We start from the raw sequence: 17,508 nt of genomic DNA on the forward strand, positions 1-17,508 counted from the left end.
AGCTATAGTGCTATGTATAATTGTTTAGGTGTGAAAAGGAGACAAACGTGATATTAGATTTAACCGATGTATGTTCATGTGAAAATAAAGAGCTTACGAAAGAGGCTGTAATTGAATTGACATCCTTTGATTCAAAGTTAGGTGTGTTTCCGTTCATAGAGAAAAAGCCATTCGAGCTGCGTATCGTTAATGAAGAGAATAAGGATTTACTGATTCACGGAGAAACGGACGTAAGGATAGCAATACCATGTGACCGCTGCTTGGAAGAAGTTCCAACAGATTTCCACCTTGTATTCGATAAGAAGTTCCCATTGGAAGATGCGGATGCTTCGGAAGAAGAGATGGATGAGGCAGACTACATGAAAGGATTTCAGCTTGATATTGATAAAATGGTCTATGATGAAATCTTGGTGAACTGGCCAATGAAGGTTCTGTGCAGAGAGGATTGCAAGGGGATTTGTAAGAAATGCGGTACGAATCTGAATGTCAAGACTTGTGACTGCGAGAAATCTGAGCTGGACCCGAGAATGGCAGCAATTCAAGATATTTTCAATAAATTTAAGGAGGTGTAACCAGATGTCAATTTGTCCAAAGAACAAATCTTCCAAAGGAAGAAGAGATAAAAGAAGAGCAAACTGGAAAATGACTGCTCCAAGTTTAGTAAAATGCAGTAAGTGCGGCGCTTTGATGATGCCTCACAGAGTATGTAAGAACTGCGGTTCATACAACAAGAAAGAAATTATTCCTCAGGACTAATTAAGAAGTGACCGGGAGTGTTTGCAAAAACACTCCCTTTTTACTTTATGAAAAAGATAGGCATTTGCAGAACAATTCAGGTTTTGCGAATGCCTATTCATAGAAAAGGAGAAGGTATGAGCAATATTTTTAATTATAATAATAAGCTCTTTAGTGCATTTGATAAAGTGATTAACATATTCTGCCTGAGTTTAATCTGGTTCATGGCATGTATTCCGGTTTTTACCATTGGAGCATCCTGCACTGCACTTTATTATGCAGTGAATAAAGTAATCCGCCATGGCAGAGGATATATCTGGAAAGAGTTCTGGTCATCCTTCCGTTCTAATTTTAAACAGGCAACCGTAATCTGGCTGATTTTCTTACTGATTGGTCTTGTTATGGGAGCAGACTGGTTTATCATGTTCCAGTTTATGAAAGCCGGAGCAGCGTGGGGCAAGGCTTTTGTGATTTTCGTTGTTATGCTGGTATTTGAGATTGCAATCTGGTTATATGTATATCCGAACATTGCCCGTTTTGAAAATACCAATAAAGCAATTGTAAAGAATGCAGCACTGATGTCATTTGCACATCTGCCAAAGACCATTCTTATGCTGGTGATTTTGCTGGTAATTGCATTTTTAGTATATCTGATTCCATTTTTATTAATTTTTGCACCGGCGGCATTTATTGCAATTCAGAATGGAATTATGGAGAAGATTTTCCTGCGTTATATGTCAGAGGAGGACATTGCCAAAGAAGAGGAACGGAACCGGGAATATTTCAATTAGTTTTCTGTTGATTTCTATGGAAAGTTATAGTATATTTCAATATAGGCTTAATGTGATGGCAGATTTACAGGAGGAATGTATATGCAGGAAGTCATTAGAGTGGCAGTTGATGCAATGGGAGGCGACAACGCGCCGGGCGAAATTGTAAAAGGTGCCATCGAGGCAGTAAATACACGCAGAGATATACAGGTTGTACTGGTTGGACAGCAGGAGGTTATTGCTGAAGAATTGAAAAAGTATACCTATGAGAAAGACCAGATTGAAATTAAGAATGCAACAGAAGTAATTGAGACTGCGGAACATCCGGTAAATGCAATTCGTAAGAAAAAGGATTCATCAATTGTTGTGGGAATGAATATGGTAAAACAGAAGGAAGCAGATGCATTTGTATCGGCAGGAAGTTCCGGAGCCGTATTAGTTGGTGGACAGGTGATTGTAGGAAGAATCCGTGGTATCGAGCGTCCGCCTTTGGCACCGCTGATTCCAACCGAGACAGGAGTATCCCTGCTCATTGATTGTGGAGCAAATGTAGATGCCCGTTCTTCACATCTGGTACAGTTTGCCAGGATGGGTTCCATTTATATGGAAAATGTTGTGGGAATCAAGAACCCGAGAGTTGCAATCGTAAATATCGGAGCAGAAGAAGAAAAAGGAAATGCACTGGTAAAGGAAACATATCCTTTATTAAAAGAATGCAAGGATATCAATTTTGTGGGAAGTATTGAAGCAAGAGAGATACCACATGGCGGAGCAGATGTCATTGTCTGTGAAGCGTTTGTAGGAAATGTAATCCTTAAACTTTATGAAGGACTTTCCAGTACGCTGATTGGTGTAGTAAAGCAGGGAATGCTCAGCAGCCTAAAGAGTAAGATTGGTGCAGCATTGGCATTGCCGGCACTGAAGAAGACATTAAAATCTTTCGATGCATCCCAGTATGGCGGGGCACCATTGCTTGGACTGAATGGACTGGTGGTTAAAACACATGGAAGCTCCAAGGCGAAGGAAGTAAAGAATTCCATCATTCAGTGTGTTACATTTAAAGAACAGGATATCAATAATAAAATCAAAAAAAATATAGTAATTTCTGAAACAGAAGAATAGAAAGGAAAAGATTATGGAATTTGAAAAACTGAAAAAAATTATTGCAGAAGTCCTGAATGTGGACGAAGAAGAGATTAGTATGGAAACTACTTTTGTAGATGACCTTGGCGCAGATTCATTGGATGTTTTCCAGATTATCATGGGTCTGGAGGAAGAATTTGATATTGAGATTCCAAATGAAGAAGCAGAGAAAATTGTTACTGTAGGCGATGCGGTAGAGCAGATAAAGAGTGCGCTGAACTAAAAGCAGAATAGATAGTATTCTTCAAAGGAAGCATATTGTGCGAAAGAGTCCGGCATGCCGGATTCTTTTTTGCTTTACAGGAAATTTCTTTCCTGTAAAGTAAAAAACGCTCCGCGAGGATGCACACTGCGGCGTATAAGGTAGATGTCGCAAGCGACCGCCGCAGGCGGCTTGCAAAGCGTGTTTCCCGTAGTTTGCGGGCAGCAACGACAGTTAGAAGGAGAAAACAGTGAGCAGATTACATGAATTTGAAGAAGTGATAGGATATCATTTCAACAATCAGGGATTATTAAGACAGGCATTAACCCATAGTTCCTATGCCAATGAAAGACATATGAAGAAGCACTCAGATAATGAGCGGCTGGAATTCTTAGGCGATGCAGTGCTTGAGGTTACATCCAGTGAATTCTTATACCAGAAGTACCCGGATTATTCGGAAGGTGAACTGACCAAGCTCCGGGCAAGCCTTGTGTGTGAGCCGACACTGGCATTTTGTACCAGAGCAATTGATTTGGGAAAATATCTGTATCTGGGAAAAGGAGAGGATTTAACAGGAGGAAGAAATCGGAAATCCATTCTTTCGGATGCATTGGAAGCAGTAATAGGAGCAATTTTTCTGGATGGTGGTTTTGCTAATGCAAAAGAGTTTGTGTTAAAATACATTCTGACAGACATTGAGCACAAACAGCTCTTTTATGATAGCAAGACTATCCTGCAGGAGATAGTACAGGCAGGATATAATGAAGAACTGAATTATCAGTTGATTCGGGAAGAAGGACCGGATCATGATAAGCGGTTTGTGGTAGAAGCCAGAATCGGAGAAAAGTCCATTGGAGAGGGAATGGGACATACAAAGAAAGCAGCAGAACAGGAAGCTGCATATCAGGCGCTGCTTAAGCTGAAACAGCAGGAGAATAAGCGCTCTTAAACGGAGGAAGTTATGTATCTCAAAAGTATTGAAATTCACGGTTTTAAATCATTTGCAAATAAAATTGTATTTGATTTTCACAACGGAATCACAGGCATTGTGGGGCCAAACGGTAGTGGAAAAAGTAATGTTGCGGACGCAGTGCGCTGGGTATTGGGAGAACAGAGTGCCAAGCAGCTTCGTGGCGCAAGTATGCAGGATGTTATTTTTGCGGGAACAGAGAATCGTAAGCCATTAAGTTATGCATATGTTGCGATTACATTAGACAATGCAGACCATCAGCTTGCGGTAGATTATTCAGAAGTAACGGTAGCCCGAAGAGTATACCGTTCCGGAGAAAGTGAATATCTTATCAATGGCAATCCATGCCGTCTGAAGGATGTAAGCGAGCTTTTTTATGATACCGGTATCGGTAAAGAAGGTTATTCTATTATCGGACAGGGTCAGATTGAGCGAATCTTAAGCGGTAAGCCGGAGGAAAGAAGAGAACTTTTCGATGAAGCGGCAGGAATTGTAAAATATAAGAGAAGAAAAGTAACCGCCCAGAAGAAATTAGAAAGTGAGAGGGAGAACCTGGTACGTGTCAATGACATTTTGACAGAGTTGGAGCGTCAGGTAGGACCGTTGGAGAAACAGTCAGAGACCGCAAGAATCTATCTTAAGAAAAAGGAAGAGTTAAAGACCTTGGATGTTAACATGTTCCTTTTAGAGATGGAGCGGATTGAGACCCAGACCAAAGAAGTAGAAGAAAAGTTTAAAATTGCAGATACCCAGTTAAAAGAAGACAACGAGGCATACGAGAATATCAAAGCGGAGTATGAGAAAAAAGAGCAGGACATGGAAGAAATGGATGCGAAAATCACAGAAATCCGCGAAGAACTCAGCAATACCAATGTCATGAAGGGAAAACTGGAAGGTCAGATTAATGTATTAAATGAGCAGATTAAGGCTGCACAGATGACAGATGACAGCTTAAAAGCACGTTTGGAGCAGTTAGAAAGTGACCGGAAAGAAAGAAAAGAACAGCAGGAGCATTATCTTGCACAGAAGCAGGAAATTGACAGCCAGGTAGCAGAGATTGAAGCACGCAAGCAGGCAGCTTCTGATGAGTTAGAAAAGATTCAGAAGGAAATTGCCCGCTGTACACAGGGCATCGAAGAAGGCAAGAATGAGATTATTGAGATTCTGAATAATAAAGCTTCCACAAAAGCAAAATTACAGAAATTCGATACCATGGCAGAGCAGGTAAATATCCGCAAAGCCCAGTTGAATCAGCGTCTTTTAAAGCGTAAAAGCGAAGAAGCAGATTTGCAGAGTGTATTGTCAGAATATCAGGACAAATTAGCAGAAGTAAATCGTGAGATTGAAGCATTAAAGGCAAAAGAAAAAGAGACCGCAGACTTAATTCAAAGCTGGCGTAAGAAAACAGCAGAGAACCGGAGTGCCTTAGAAAAAGCAACTATTGATTATAATAAGGGAGAATCCCGTCTTGAGACCTTAAAAAATATTGCAGAGCGTTATGAAGGCTATGGAAACAGTATCCGTAAGGTAATGGAGCAGAAGGATAAGGAAGGCGGAATCCTCGGCGTTGTGGCAGACCTTATTCAGGTGGACAAGAAGTATGAGACAGCCATTGAAGTTGCACTCAGTGGAAACATCCAGAACATTGTTACGAAAGACGAGCAGACAGCAAAGAAAATGATTGCTTATCTGAAACAGAATCGTCTGGGACGTGCCACATTCCTGCCGCTGACCAGTGTTACCGGTAAGGATAACAGCAAGCAGGATGTATTCTTAAAAGAAGAAGGTGTAATCGGAAAGGCAGATACGCTGGTAAAACATGATGCAAAATTTGACGGTGTAATGTCCTATCTTCTTGGAAGAGTCTTTGTTATGGACTCCATTGACCATGCGTTGGCACTGGCGAAGAAGAGCCATTATTCTTTACATATGGTAACCTTGGAGGGTGAGTATTTAAGCCCGGGTGGTTCCATTGCCGGTGGTGCCTTTAAGAATACCGGTAATCTTCTGGGAAGAAAACGCGAAATTGACGATTTGACGAAGAGACTGGAAGAACTGAAGAAAACCATTGCATCCTGCAAGGAGCGGAGCGAAGAAATCCGCACTGCACAGGAACTTGCCATGCAGGATATGGAAAAGGTACGGACTGATTTACAGGAACAGTATTTACAGCAGAATACAGCCAGGATGAATGTAGACCGTACCTTGCAGCAGAAGAATGAAAGCGAGAGCGTATTTGAAGGCTTAAAGAATGAGAGCCAGGATATTGAAGAACAGTTGACGGATATTAAGAAGGGCAAGGAACGTACGGAAGAGGAAATCAAAGAAGCAGAAGTACGGGAAGAAGAAATCAAAGCCCAGGCAGAGCAGTTCCGGGTAATTTTAGAAGAACAGATGAAACTGGAAGAGGCTGCAACTGAAGCTGTTTCCAAGGTGCAGTTAGAGGAAGCCGGATTCACACAGAAACAGGAATTCATACAGGAAAACTTAGAACGTGTGGAAGAAGAATTAGAGCGTGTATACAAGAATCAGGAGTCTTTGAAGAATCAGTCAGCAGAATCCAAAGAAGATGCAAAACGTCATGAGGCAGACATTGAAGTCATCCGAAAGACCATTCTTGCATCCGATGAGAATTATGCGGCATTGAATCAGAAGCTTTCTGAGAGCATTGCTGCAAAAGAACAGATGTCAGCAGAGTATAAGGGATTCTTTGAACGAAGAGAAGAGATTTCCAAGCGGATTGCAAATCTTGACAAAGAGATTTTCCGACTGAACAGCCAGAGAGAGAAGTTAGAAGAGGCAGGTGAATACCAGACCAATTATATGTGGGAGGAATATGAGCTGACTCCGCATAACGCATTGCTGCTTCGCAATGAAGAATATCAGGATTTGCCGGAACTTAAGAAACAGATTTACGGTATCAAGGATGATATCCGAAAATTGGGTGATGTCAATGTCAATGCCATTGAAGAATATAAAGAAATCAGTGAACGTTATACGTTTTTAAAGACGCAGCATGATGATTTAGTAGAAGCAGAGCAGACGCTGGTGGGTATCATTGAAGATCTGGATACCGGAATGCGCAAGCAGTTTACCGAGAAGTTTGCGGAAATCCAGCATGAATTTGACAAGGCATTTAAGGATCTCTTTGGTGGTGGTAAAGGAACCTTAGAGTTAGTCGAGGATGAGGACATCTTAGAGTGCGGCATCCGTATTATTGCGCAGCCACCTGGAAAGAAGCTGCAGAACATGATGCAGTTGTCCGGTGGAGAGAAATCGTTGACAGCCATTGCACTGTTATTTGCAATTCAGAACTTAAAGCCATCCCCATTCTGTCTTTTAGACGAGATTGAGGCAGCGTTAGATGATTCTAACGTAGGACGTTTTGCAAAATATCTGCATAAATTAACGAAGAATACGCAGTTTATTATCATTACGCACCGAAGAGGAACCATGGCAGCAGCCGACCGCCTGTACGGAATTACCATGCAGGAGAAGGGTGTATCCACACTGGTAAGTGTAAATCTGATTGAAGAAGATTTAGATAAATAAGAGAAATGAACAGAGAAAGAAGTGACAAGATGGAAGAAGAAAAGAAAGAGAAAAAAGGCTTTTTTGCCCGCCTTGTATCAGGATTAACCAAGACAAGAGATAACATTGTATCCGGTATTGATTCTGTATTTCATGGATTTTCACATATTGATGATGATTTCTATGAAGAAATCGAAGAGATTCTGATTATGGGAGACCTTGGTGTACATGCCACAGAGGCAATTTTGGACAAGTTAAAGGAACGTGTCAAAGAAGAAAAAATCAAAGAGCCGGCAGACTGTAAAGAGCTTCTGATTCAGAGTATCAAAGAGCAGATGGATGTAGGCGAGACTGCATACCGCTTCGAGGAAGAAAAATCTGTCGTTTTAGTCATTGGTGTAAACGGAGTCGGAAAGACAACCTCTGTTGGCAAGCTGGCAGGTAAATTAAAGAGTCAGGGTAAACGCGTGGTTTTAGCTGCGGCAGATACCTTCCGTGCAGCGGCAGGAGACCAGTTAAAGGAATGGGCGAACCGTGCCGGAGTAGACATGATTGGCGGCCAGGAGGGTGCTGACCCGGGCTCTGTGGTATACGATGCAGTAGCAGCTGCGAAAGCAAGAAAGGCAGATGTTCTTTTGTGTGATACTGCCGGACGGCTTCATAACAAGAAAAACCTGATGGAAGAACTTCGCAAAATCAACCGTATTCTGGAAAAAGAGTATTCCGATGCATACCGCGAGACCTTGGTAGTATTGGATGCCACAACCGGACAGAATGCACTGGCACAGGCAAGACAGTTTGCAGAGGTGGCAGACATTACCGGAATTATTTTAACGAAAATGGATGGAACCGCAAAAGGTGGTATCGCAGTTGCCATTCAGTCAGAGCTTGGCATTCCTGTAAAATATATCGGTGTCGGTGAAACCATAGATGATTTACAGAAATTTGATTCCGGGCAGTTTGTAAATGCATTGTTTGATGTAAAGGAAGATTCGGTAGAAGAAGGAGAGGCAGAATGTTAACATTAGATAAGTTTGAAGAAGCAAGTGAAAAAGTAAAAGAAGTAACTTTGGAGACCAAATTAATTTACAGCAATTATTTGAGTGAGCAGACCGGTAACAAAGTATATCTGAAACCAGAAAATATGCAGTTTACCGGAGCATATAAGGTACGTGGTGCCTATTATAAAATCAGCACTTTATCCGAAGAAGAAAGAGAGAGGGGACTGATTACCGCTTCCGCAGGAAACCATGCCCAGGGTGTTGCCTATGCAGCAAAATGCTATGGCTGTAAAGCAACCATCGTTATGCCAACCACAACACCACTGATTAAAGTAAACCGTACCAAGAGCTATGGTGCTGATGTAGTACTTTATGGAGATGTTTATGATGAAGCATGTGCACATGCTTATGAACTGGCTGAGAAACATGGATATACCTTTATCCATCCTTTTGATGATTTGACGGTTGCAACCGGTCAGGGAACCATTGCCATGGAAATCTTTAAAGAACTTCCGCTGGTTGAGTATATTTTAGTTCCAATCGGAGGAGGCGGACTGGCAACCGGTGTTTCCACTCTTGCCAAATTACTGAATCCAAAGATTAAAGTGATTGGTGTAGAACCGGCTGGAGCAAATTGTATGCAGGCTTCCTTTAAGGAGGGTAAGGTTACAACACTTCCGGCAGTAAATACCATTGCAGATGGTACCGCAGTAAAGACTCCGGGAGAAAAAATCTTCCCATATATTCAGAAGAACTTAGACGATATCATCACCGTAAGTGATGATGAGCTGGTCGTATCTTTCCTTGATATGGTAGAAAACCATAAGATGGTGGTAGAGAACTCCGGTTTACTTACCGTTGCCGCATTAAAGCATCTGAATGTGAAAGACAAACGGGTCGTATCCATCCTGAGCGGTGGAAACATGGATGTCATTACCATGTCTTCCGTTGTTCAGCAGGGACTTATTTTCCGCGACAGAATCTTTACTGTATCTGTACTGCTTCCGGATAAGCCGGGTGAGCTTTGTAAAGTGTCCGGAATCATCGCAAGAGAGCAGGGAAATGTTATCAAGCTGGAGCATAACCAGTTTGTAACAACCAACCGTACCGCGGCAGTTGAACTTCGCATTACATTAGAGTGCTTTGGACCGGAGCATAAACAGCAGATTATCAATGCTTTGGAAAAAGAAGGCTATAAACCAAAACAGGTTCGTACCAGCCTGTAAGGGACGTTTATTGGAAAAGGATATTTTTCAATTTCTTTGCAGACAGAAGAAAAAAGTATAGTTTGTAATAAAATAGAAAAAGCCGCATTGGAGAGGAAGAAAAACTTCAGCTCTGATGCGGCTTTTGGAATGGTAGATTATAATTTCTCCGGCGTAAATACACCGATATCATTTCCGGTTCCGCTAAGTGGCATCTGATAACAGACAGAGTCATTGCCGTATTCATAGAAGTAAAGGTACTGTGAGGTGGTATGTAATGCGGTATAATTACCGGATATCAGTAATTCCTCATTGCTTCCGTCGGTGAGACAGCGGTAGATACCGGCACCCTCTCCATTTTTTTGATAATAGATATAATCCCCGGTGACGTTGTAGCAGTCAATTCTGGATGGAATGATAAGGTTGGCAGTACCGCTGCTTAAGGAATAAGTGCTTAGTCCATAATCGTTGTCTCCATCCATGTAATAAGCCGTGTCATTAATTACAGTCGGTTCATAACAGGTGCAGCTATAGAGTGTAGCAACAGAGTTGTCAGCAGTATCAAGCTGCAGGAGAGAGTGGGAATCGTTTTCGCCATTAAAGTACATATACTGTCCATTAGAGGAGCAGGTCTTATAAGGAAACTTAGAAACCTGTTCTTTTTCTGTTCCGTCGATTTTTATCCGATACAGGGTAGAAGCCGTTTCTTTGTCATAGTGGATATAGTAAATATAATTTCCGTACAGTCCGGCATAAAGACTTGGGTCGTCATCTAAAATGGTAACCCTGCCTCCATCACGGTTGATACGGCATAAGCTGTTAGTTCCAAAATTCAGAAAAGAGAAATTAGTATCCTCACTCTTGTTGTTTCGGACATAGTAAACATAGTGATCATCTGCATTGATATAAGAGACGGTATCATCGGAAAGCTTCTTCATATCAGAACCATCAGGATTCATGGAATAGAGTCGGTGGTTGTCGGAAGGATTACTGAAGAAAACAGTGCCGTTGCTTTCACAGAAAAGTCCACCGTTATAAAGATTACCGGCAGAATTTCCATTGACATAACCGGAATTCATTTTTGTGCGGTTGAGAAAATGAATCAGACAAAACACTGTAATCAGAATAAGAATAATTGCAATCGTGATAAAGAGCTGTTTTTTTCGTTTGTTTTTCATAAGAATCCTCCTTTGATGTTATATGTAATCAGACGATTGTGAAATTTGGAAATACGACAGGAGGATGTTTTTCTTTCCGATATTTGACAGAATGGCAGCTTTGTCCGGCTGATTGCGGATGCAATTTCTGTAGTCTGTTAGGGGCACTTGGAATTTCATTAATAACTGGCAACGCTGGCACAGGATGTGCCAGCGAGGCGCAAGTTGAACATGGATGTGAATTTGCGCCGGTTGCCACAACTATGTGATATAAAATGGAAATTCTTAGTGCCCCTTGCAGACGAAAGGATGTATCCGCTGCAGCCGGACAAAGTCGCTATCCAGTCAAAGCAACGGAAAGAACTTTCCTATAACATTTCCAAATTCCACAATTCTTACGATAAAAATTATAACTTTCTTTCGGGAAACTTGCAACCGAAATGGGAATGGTATATGATAGAAAAAAATAATAAGGTGAAAGATAACAATGAAAGATTTAAAAGAGATAAGAGCAGAAATTGACAGCGTGGACAAAGAGCTGGTGTCACTGTATGAAAAACGTATGGCACTGACCGAACAGGTGGCAGATTATAAGCTTTCTACCGGGAAAAAAGTCTTTGATAAGGCAAGGGAAGAAGAAAAGTTAGAAAAGGTAACTTCCATGGTAGATGACCCGTTTTTAAAGCGTGGAACAAGAGAGCTTTTTGAACATCTGATGAGCATGAGCAGAAAAAGGCAGTATCAGAAGCTGGCAGAAAAAGGCATTATGGAGCCGATACCATTTGAAGAGGCAGCGGCACTTCCGGATAAAAATATAAGAATCGTATATCAGGGAGAAGAGGGCGCATACAGCCAGATGGCAATGCAGCAGTTTTTCCATGATACCACAAACAGTTATCATGTGCAGACCTGGCGGGATGCCATGGAAGCAATCGCAAAAGGAGAAGCAGATTATGCAGTGCTTCCGATTGAGAATTCTTCTGCCGGAATTGTGTCAGAAAATTATGATTTGCTGGTAGAATATGATAATTGTATCGTGGGAGAACAGATTATTCCAATAGACCACTGCCTGCTCGGAACGAAAGGCTCAAAGCTATCTGATATTGAACAGGTATATTCCCATCCGCAGGCACTGATGCAGTGTGGCAGATATTTGGACGAGCATCGGAACTGGGAAAAACACAGCTTTAAGAATACTGCCATGGCAGCAAAAAAAGTAAAAGAAGATGGTCTCCTAAGACAGGCAGCCATTGCCAGCCGTCTTACTGCCGATATTTACAGGCTTGATATATTGGACGAGCATATCCAGGATAACAGCAATAACTGTACAAAGTTTGTCATTGTAACCGGCCGTAAGATATTCTTAAAGAATGCCGGAAAAATCAGTATCTGCTTTGAAATTCCGCATGAAAGTGGATCTCTTTATCATATGTTATCCCATTTTATTTTTAATGATTTGAACATGAATAAGATAGAATCAAGACCATTAGGAGAGCGGAACTGGGAATATCGTTTCTTTATTGACTTTGAAGGAAATTTAAATGAGAGTGCAGTAAAGAATGCATTGCATGGAATCAAAGAAGAAGCTGAAAACTTTAAAATTCTTGGAAATTATTAGAAAGACAGGTAAGACATTAAGATGAAACATTCAGGAGAATTAATTTTATATAAGAACTTTGAAAATGGAGAATTATTTTATAATTTTACATGGATTTTGGAAAACTATGATAGTGAATTTTACAATCGGTCTGATATAGTAGAATTGTATTATAGATGTTTGAACCAACTGATTGAACTGGCAGTGAGCCACGGTTTTGAAGGAAATCTGTGGCACTGTTTTCTTGCGTTTATTATGGTAAATAATGAAAATGCCTACAGTACCGCCTGCGAAATGAAAGGAGCAGTAAACGGAAGTATCAATGCGATTGCAGCCCATGATTTTGCTATTTTAAAAGAAATGTTTGATTATAACTTAAATGAAGTGGCAAAGACTCTGGAAATTGATGATATGGATGTGCTTCAGAATTTCAAGGGACCGGATGATAATGGAAGCGTATTTAACAAACGTATCCGTGACTGCATCTGTGAACTGGCTGTAGAATTGGCAGGAGCAAAGGATACCAATGCATTTCAGGACAGCGTAACCGGATTCTATGCAAGATTTGGTGTGGGAAATCTAGGCTTACATAAGGCATTCCGTATCCAGAATACCAATGGTGTTGTAGAACTGGCACCGATTACCAGAATCGCTCATGTGAAACTCGATGACCTGGTAGGCTATGAAATTGCCAAGAAGAAGCTGGTGGATAATACAGAAGCTTTTGTAAAGGGAAAGAGTGCCAATAACTGTCTGTTGTTTGGTGATGCAGGTACCGGTAAATCAACCAGCATAAAGGCAATTGCCAATCAGTATTATGAGCAGGGACTTCGCCTGATTGAAGTTTATAAGCATCAGTTTAAAGATTTGAACACTGTTATTTCCATGATAAAGAACCGTAATTATAAATTTATTATATATATGGATGATTTATCTTTTGAGGAATTTGAAATTGAATACAAATATTTGAAAGCTGTAATTGAAGGTGGGCTGGAGAAGAAACCGGACAATGTGCTGATTTATGCAACCTCAAACCGTAGACATCTGATTCGTGAGAACTTTTCAGATAAAGAGGAAGTGCGTGAAGATATGCATACTTCTGATACCGTACAGGAAAAACTTTCACTGGTATATCGTTTTGGTGTATCTATTTACTTTGGAGCACCGACCAAGAAAGAATTCCAGCAGATTGTAGTAGAACTGGCAGAAAAGCAGGGAGTACATCTTCCGGCAGAAGAGCTTTTAGCAGAAGCCAACAAATGGGAGTTAAGTCATGGTGGACTTTCCGGAAGAACCGCACAGCAGTTTATCAATTATATGTTAGGACAGGAAGTGTAACAGAAGATTTACACAGGAGGAGGAGCACGGATGAAGACTTTTGCAGCAATTTATATCGGGTCTTATGAAATCAGCATGAAAGTGTTTGAGCTTTCCATTAAGAGAGGAATCCGGGAAATTGACCATGTCCGCCATAGAATAGAATTGGGAAGGGATGTTTATTCCCAGGGATATGTCGGATATGAGACAGCGGATGAATCGTGTCAGGTGCTGAAAGAATTCGTGGGGATTATGGAGATGTACCGGACGGATGAGTATGAAGCATATTCAGGTCTTGTCATCCGGGATGCACAGAACGAAGCATTTATTTTAGACCAGATACGGATTCGGACCGGACTTAATGTGAAAGTGCTGAGCAATTCGGAACATCGTTTTATCAGTTATAAGACGGTGGCATCCCAGAAGAATTTTGAGGATATGACCAGTCAGAATGCAGCAGTAGTTGATGTAGGTGGCGGCAGTATGCAGATAACACTTTTTGTAAAAGGAAAGGTAGTTACCACACAGCATCTTCTGATTGGAATTATGCGCGTGCAGGAGAAACTCTTTGATCTTGGCATGCAAAGTGGCAATTATGAGCAGCAGATTCAGGAGGTCGTAGATAAGGAGTTAGAGGTCTTTAAAGCTCTTTATCTGCCAAAGGATGGCATCCGTTATGTCATTTTTATGGGAGATTATATCTCTGCATTTATGCCGAAAATCAGTAAAGAAAATGGCAAATGTATGGTAGATGCGGACAAGTTCTATCGTTATACGGAGAAGCTGAGAGCCAAGAATACAGGACAGATTGCAAGAGAATTAGGAATCACCAACGAGAGTGATGCATTGCTGATTCCGGCACTGGTTATCTACCGGCAGTTAGTTGCTGCATTAAATGCGCAGAATGTTGTTGTTCCGGGTGTGAATGTAAATGATGGTATAGCATATGATTATGCACAGCGGCATAATATGGTGAAAGCAACACATGATTTCGAAGAAGATGTAATATCTGCGGCGGAATGTATGTCCAAAAGATATTTCGGCTATCAGCCACATCTTGAAGCATTAGAGCAGATGGCAGTCCAGATATTTGATGCCATGAAGAAGATTCATGGATTGGGAAACAGAGAGCGGCTGATACTAAGGACGGCAGCCATTCTCCATGACTGTGGTAAATTTGTCAGTCTGGTTAATGGACCGCAGTGCTCCTATGACATTATTATTTCTTCGGAAATTATTGGATTGACTCATCTGGAGCGTGAAATTGTGGCGTCTACGGTACTTTATAATACACTACCGATAGACAGCTATGACAGACTGGCAGATAAGATGGACCATGACAGTTATCTTACTGTAGCCAAGCTTGCAGCCATCCTTAAGGTGGCAAATGCCATGGATAGAAGCCACAAACAGAAATTTAAGAATGTAAAGACATCTGTTTCCGGAAGAAATCTGATTATTACCATAGAGACGGAAGATGATGTGACTTTGGAAAAGGGACTGTTTGAGTCCAAGGCGTCCTTCTTTGAAGAAGTATTCAGTATGAAACCGGTGATTAAAGTGAAAAAGGTCTATAGTTAGGAGAGTATGCGAATGGAAAAATTAAAAGAATATACGAATCCGGAATATTATGAAAACCGTGAGTTGAGCTGGATTAAATTTAATGGCAGAGTATTGAATGAAGCAAGAGACAAATCCATTCCGCTGCTGGAGCGGTTAAAATTTGTCAGCATTACTTCTTCAAATCTGGACGAATTTTTCATGGTACGTGTGGCTTCTTTAAAGGATATGGTACATGCGGGCTATAAGAAAACAGATATTGCCGGTATGACAGCGTCTGAACAGTTAGCAGCCATTAATCATGATACCAGGGAACTGGTAGAACTGCAGTATTCTACTTATAACCGTTCCCTGATTCCGCTATTGAATGCAAGAGGAATCTATATTGTAGATGCCTATGAAGATTTGGAGAATTTTCAGGCAGAATATGTAGACCGTTATTTTGAAGAAAATATATATCCGGTACTGACACCGATGGCAGTGGATGCATCCAGACCATTTCCGTTGATTCGCAATAAGACATTAAACATTGTAGCTTTACTGGAAGAAAATCCGAAGAAGGATGACCTCCTTGGCAAAGCAGAAGAGAAGAAGCTTAAGGCAGAGGGGAAGAAGGGCGGATCCATTTATGAATATGCAACCGTTCAGGTGCCATCTGTATTACCAAGGCTGATTCCGATTCCATCCGTAAAGGAAGGCGAGAAATCCTTTATCCTGTTGGAGCAGATTATTGAGAAGAATATTTCCAAATTGTTCTTAGGCCATAAAGTGGTCTGTGCTTATCCGTATCGTATTATGCGTAATGCGGACCTTTCCTTTGATGAGGACGAAGCAGAGGATTTACTGAAAGAAATTGAAAAATCCTTAAAGAAACGGCAGTGGGGCGAAGTTATCCGGCTGGAAGTGGAATATGGCATTGATAAGCGTCTGCTGGCATTTTTAAAGGATGAACTTCGGGTAGAGTCAGAGGATGATATCTTTAAAATCAATGGACCGATTGATTTGACTTACCTGATGAAGATGTATGGACTGGAAGGCTGTGATGATTTACGTTACAAACCATATACTCCACAGCCGGTGCCGCAGATCCAGCAGGGAGAGAGTATCTTTGATGCGATAAAAAGGGGTGATATTTTACTGCATCATCCATACCAGACCTTTGATCCGGTAGTCGAATTTATCCGTCAGGCAGCCAAAGATCCGGATGTACTGGCAATCAAACAGACACTTTACCGTGTCAGCGGCAATTCGCCGATTATTGCATCACTGGCACAGGCAGCAGAAAATGGCAAACAGGTATCTGTTCTGGTAGAATTAAAAGCCCGTTTCGATGAGGAAAATAACATTGTCTGGGCAAAAAAATTAGAGAAAGCAGGCTGCCATGTCATCTATGGTCTGGTGGGTTTAAAGACCCACAGCAAGATTGCACTGGTCGTAAGAAGAGAAGAAGAAGGCATCTGCCGTTATGTACATCTTGGAACCGGAAACTATAACGATTCCACTGCAAAGCTGTACACAGACTGTGGTATCTTTACCTGTTCGGAAGCAATCGGAGAAGATGCAACAGCAGTATTTAATATGTTATCCGGTTATTCTGAACCGCTGTCCTGGAACCGGCTGGTGGTAGCACCAATCTGGCTGCGGAAGCGTTTCTTGAAATTAATTGAGCGTGAAACAAAATACGCCAGGGCGGGAAAGACAGCCAAAATTGTTGCCAAGATGAATTCTCTTTGTGACCGTGATATTATTGCAGCTTTGTATGAAGCATCAGCAGCGGGAGTGCAGATTGATCTGGTTGTACGTGGAATCTGCTGCCTGAAGGTAGGCATTCCAAAGATCAGTGAAAATATCAGAGTGCGTTCCATTGTAGGAAATTTCTTGGAGCACAGCAGAATTTTCTATTTCTATAATGATGGACAGGATGAAATTTACATGGGAAGTGCTGACTGGATGCCGCGTAACTTAGACCGCCGTGTAGAGATTATTTTCCCTGTAGAAAATGAAGAGTTAAAGCATAAAGTAATGCATATTCTGGATGTGGAACTGGCAGATAATACGAAAGCACATCTCCTTCAGAAGGATGGCACCTATGAAAAGGTTGACAAACGTGGAAAGGTACTGGTGAATTCACAGCTGCAGTTCTGCAGGGAAGCAGAAGAAGCAGCACCAAAGCCTGCAGATGTGGTAAAAGACCGTATTTTTATTCCGGCAGAACCGGTAGAGGACTAAAGAAATCAGACACTTTTGCCGATATATAATGTGAAACCATTGAAATAAAGCTCCAGGGAGGGGATTGTCGCATACGGATATGACGGTTATT

At 41.4% G+C, this 17,508-nt stretch carries 14 protein-coding genes; 13 read left to right on the top strand and 1 reads right to left on the bottom strand.

The features are described from left to right. Positions 1-47: 47 nt before the first annotated feature. The 9 genes from DWY37_RS00095 to ilvA all read left to right on the top strand — a co-directional run bounded on the left by DWY37_RS00095 (position 48) and on the right by ilvA (position 9,578). Positions 48-572 carry a YceD family protein gene (locus DWY37_RS00095; RefSeq protein WP_197420842.1) on the top strand — a complete coding sequence of 175 codons (525 nt, stop codon included), beginning with the start codon at positions 48-50 and terminating at the stop codon, positions 570-572. Between the two features lie 4 nt (positions 573-576). Then, a complete protein-coding gene (rpmF, locus tag DWY37_RS00100) occupies positions 577-756 on the top strand; it encodes a 50S ribosomal protein L32 (RefSeq protein ID WP_022244083.1) in 180 nt (59 codons plus the stop codon). A gap of 116 nt (positions 757-872) precedes the next feature. Then, positions 873-1,526, top strand: coding sequence for a YesL family protein (locus DWY37_RS00105; protein WP_022244084.1), 654 nt, complete (start codon positions 873-875; stop codon positions 1,524-1,526). A gap of 81 nt (positions 1,527-1,607) precedes the next feature. Further along, positions 1,608-2,627, top strand: coding sequence for a phosphate acyltransferase PlsX (gene plsX / locus DWY37_RS00110; protein ID WP_022244085.1), 1,020 nt, complete (start codon positions 1,608-1,610; stop codon positions 2,625-2,627). Positions 2,628-2,640: 13 nt separating this feature from the next. After that, complete coding sequence (gene acpP, locus DWY37_RS00115) at positions 2,641-2,871, top strand: acyl carrier protein (RefSeq protein WP_022244086.1); 231 nt, start codon at positions 2,641-2,643, stop codon at positions 2,869-2,871. A 229-nt stretch (positions 2,872-3,100) separates the two neighbouring features. Beyond that, positions 3,101-3,799 (top strand): ribonuclease III, encoded by a 699-nt coding sequence (gene rnc / locus DWY37_RS00120; RefSeq protein WP_022244087.1) that lies wholly within the window; start codon positions 3,101-3,103, stop codon positions 3,797-3,799. A gap of 12 nt (positions 3,800-3,811) precedes the next feature. Further along, the gene (gene smc, locus DWY37_RS00125) at positions 3,812-7,372 is read left to right on the top strand and encodes a chromosome segregation protein SMC (protein WP_118173215.1); all 3,561 of its coding nucleotides are present in this window, start codon (positions 3,812-3,814) and stop codon (positions 7,370-7,372) included. A 29-nt stretch (positions 7,373-7,401) separates the two neighbouring features. Beyond that, the gene (gene ftsY / locus DWY37_RS00130; protein ID WP_207661133.1) at positions 7,402-8,373 is read left to right on the top strand and encodes a signal recognition particle-docking protein FtsY; all 972 of its coding nucleotides are present in this window, start codon (positions 7,402-7,404) and stop codon (positions 8,371-8,373) included. Continuing rightward, positions 8,367-9,578 (top strand): threonine ammonia-lyase, encoded by a 1,212-nt coding sequence (ilvA, locus tag DWY37_RS00135; protein WP_022244090.1) that lies wholly within the window; start codon positions 8,367-8,369, stop codon positions 9,576-9,578. Before ftsY ends, ilvA begins: the two co-directional genes overlap by 7 nt. Before the next feature lie 137 nt (positions 9,579-9,715). Here ilvA and DWY37_RS00140 read toward each other — a convergent pair whose 3' ends face one another. Further along, positions 9,716-10,735 carry a DUF5050 domain-containing protein gene (locus tag DWY37_RS00140; protein WP_118173213.1) on the bottom strand — a complete coding sequence of 340 codons (1,020 nt, stop codon included), beginning with the start codon at positions 10,733-10,735 and terminating at the stop codon, positions 9,716-9,718. 466 nt (positions 10,736-11,201) lie between these two features. On the opposite strand from DWY37_RS00140, the gene pheA reads away from it, so the two are divergent. Genes pheA through DWY37_RS00165 form a run of 4 tightly spaced genes read left to right on the top strand, consistent with a single transcriptional unit; the run spans position 11,202 to position 17,417 of the window. Continuing rightward, on the top strand, positions 11,202-12,332 hold the full coding sequence (gene pheA, locus DWY37_RS00150; RefSeq protein ID WP_118057244.1) for a prephenate dehydratase: 1,131 nt from the start codon (positions 11,202-11,204) through the stop codon (positions 12,330-12,332). Positions 12,333-12,353: 21 nt separating this feature from the next. Then, positions 12,354-13,649, top strand: a complete 1,296-nt coding sequence (locus DWY37_RS00155; protein ID WP_117698734.1) for an ATP-binding protein — start codon at positions 12,354-12,356, stop codon at positions 13,647-13,649. Positions 13,650-13,679: 30 nt separating this feature from the next. Next, positions 13,680-15,209 carry a Ppx/GppA phosphatase family protein gene (locus tag DWY37_RS00160; RefSeq protein WP_118176952.1) on the top strand — a complete coding sequence of 510 codons (1,530 nt, stop codon included), beginning with the start codon at positions 13,680-13,682 and terminating at the stop codon, positions 15,207-15,209. 12 nt (positions 15,210-15,221) lie between these two features. Continuing rightward, a complete protein-coding gene (locus tag DWY37_RS00165) occupies positions 15,222-17,417 on the top strand; it encodes an RNA degradosome polyphosphate kinase (RefSeq protein ID WP_118173211.1) in 2,196 nt (731 codons plus the stop codon). Positions 17,418-17,508: the final 91 nt, after the last annotated feature.

Source organism: Roseburia sp. AF25-13LB (assembly GCF_003478915.1).
GTDB lineage: Bacteria > Bacillota > Clostridia > Lachnospirales > Lachnospiraceae > Roseburia_C > Roseburia_C amylophila.

Coding starts and splice junctions, on each gene's coding strand:
- rpmF (WP_022244083.1), top strand. CDS start 577: ATGTCAATTTGTCCAAAGAACAAATCTTCCAAAGGAAGAAGAGATAAA.
- DWY37_RS00105 (WP_022244084.1), top strand. CDS start 873: ATGAGCAATATTTTTAATTATAATAATAAGCTCTTTAGTGCATTTGAT.
- plsX (WP_022244085.1), top strand. CDS start 1,608: ATGCAGGAAGTCATTAGAGTGGCAGTTGATGCAATGGGAGGCGACAAC.
- acpP (WP_022244086.1), top strand. CDS start 2,641: ATGGAATTTGAAAAACTGAAAAAAATTATTGCAGAAGTCCTGAATGTG.
- smc (WP_118173215.1), top strand. CDS start 3,812: ATGTATCTCAAAAGTATTGAAATTCACGGTTTTAAATCATTTGCAAAT.
- ftsY (WP_207661133.1), top strand. CDS start 7,402: ATGGAAGAAGAAAAGAAAGAGAAAAAAGGCTTTTTTGCCCGCCTTGTA.
- ilvA (WP_022244090.1), top strand. CDS start 8,367: ATGTTAACATTAGATAAGTTTGAAGAAGCAAGTGAAAAAGTAAAAGAA.
- DWY37_RS00140 (WP_118173213.1), bottom strand. CDS start 10,735: ATGAAAAACAAACGAAAAAAACAGCTCTTTATCACGATTGCAATTATT.
- pheA (WP_118057244.1), top strand. CDS start 11,202: ATGAAAGATTTAAAAGAGATAAGAGCAGAAATTGACAGCGTGGACAAA.
- DWY37_RS00155 (WP_117698734.1), top strand. CDS start 12,354: ATGAAACATTCAGGAGAATTAATTTTATATAAGAACTTTGAAAATGGA.
- DWY37_RS00160 (WP_118176952.1), top strand. CDS start 13,680: ATGAAGACTTTTGCAGCAATTTATATCGGGTCTTATGAAATCAGCATG.
- DWY37_RS00165 (WP_118173211.1), top strand. CDS start 15,222: ATGGAAAAATTAAAAGAATATACGAATCCGGAATATTATGAAAACCGT.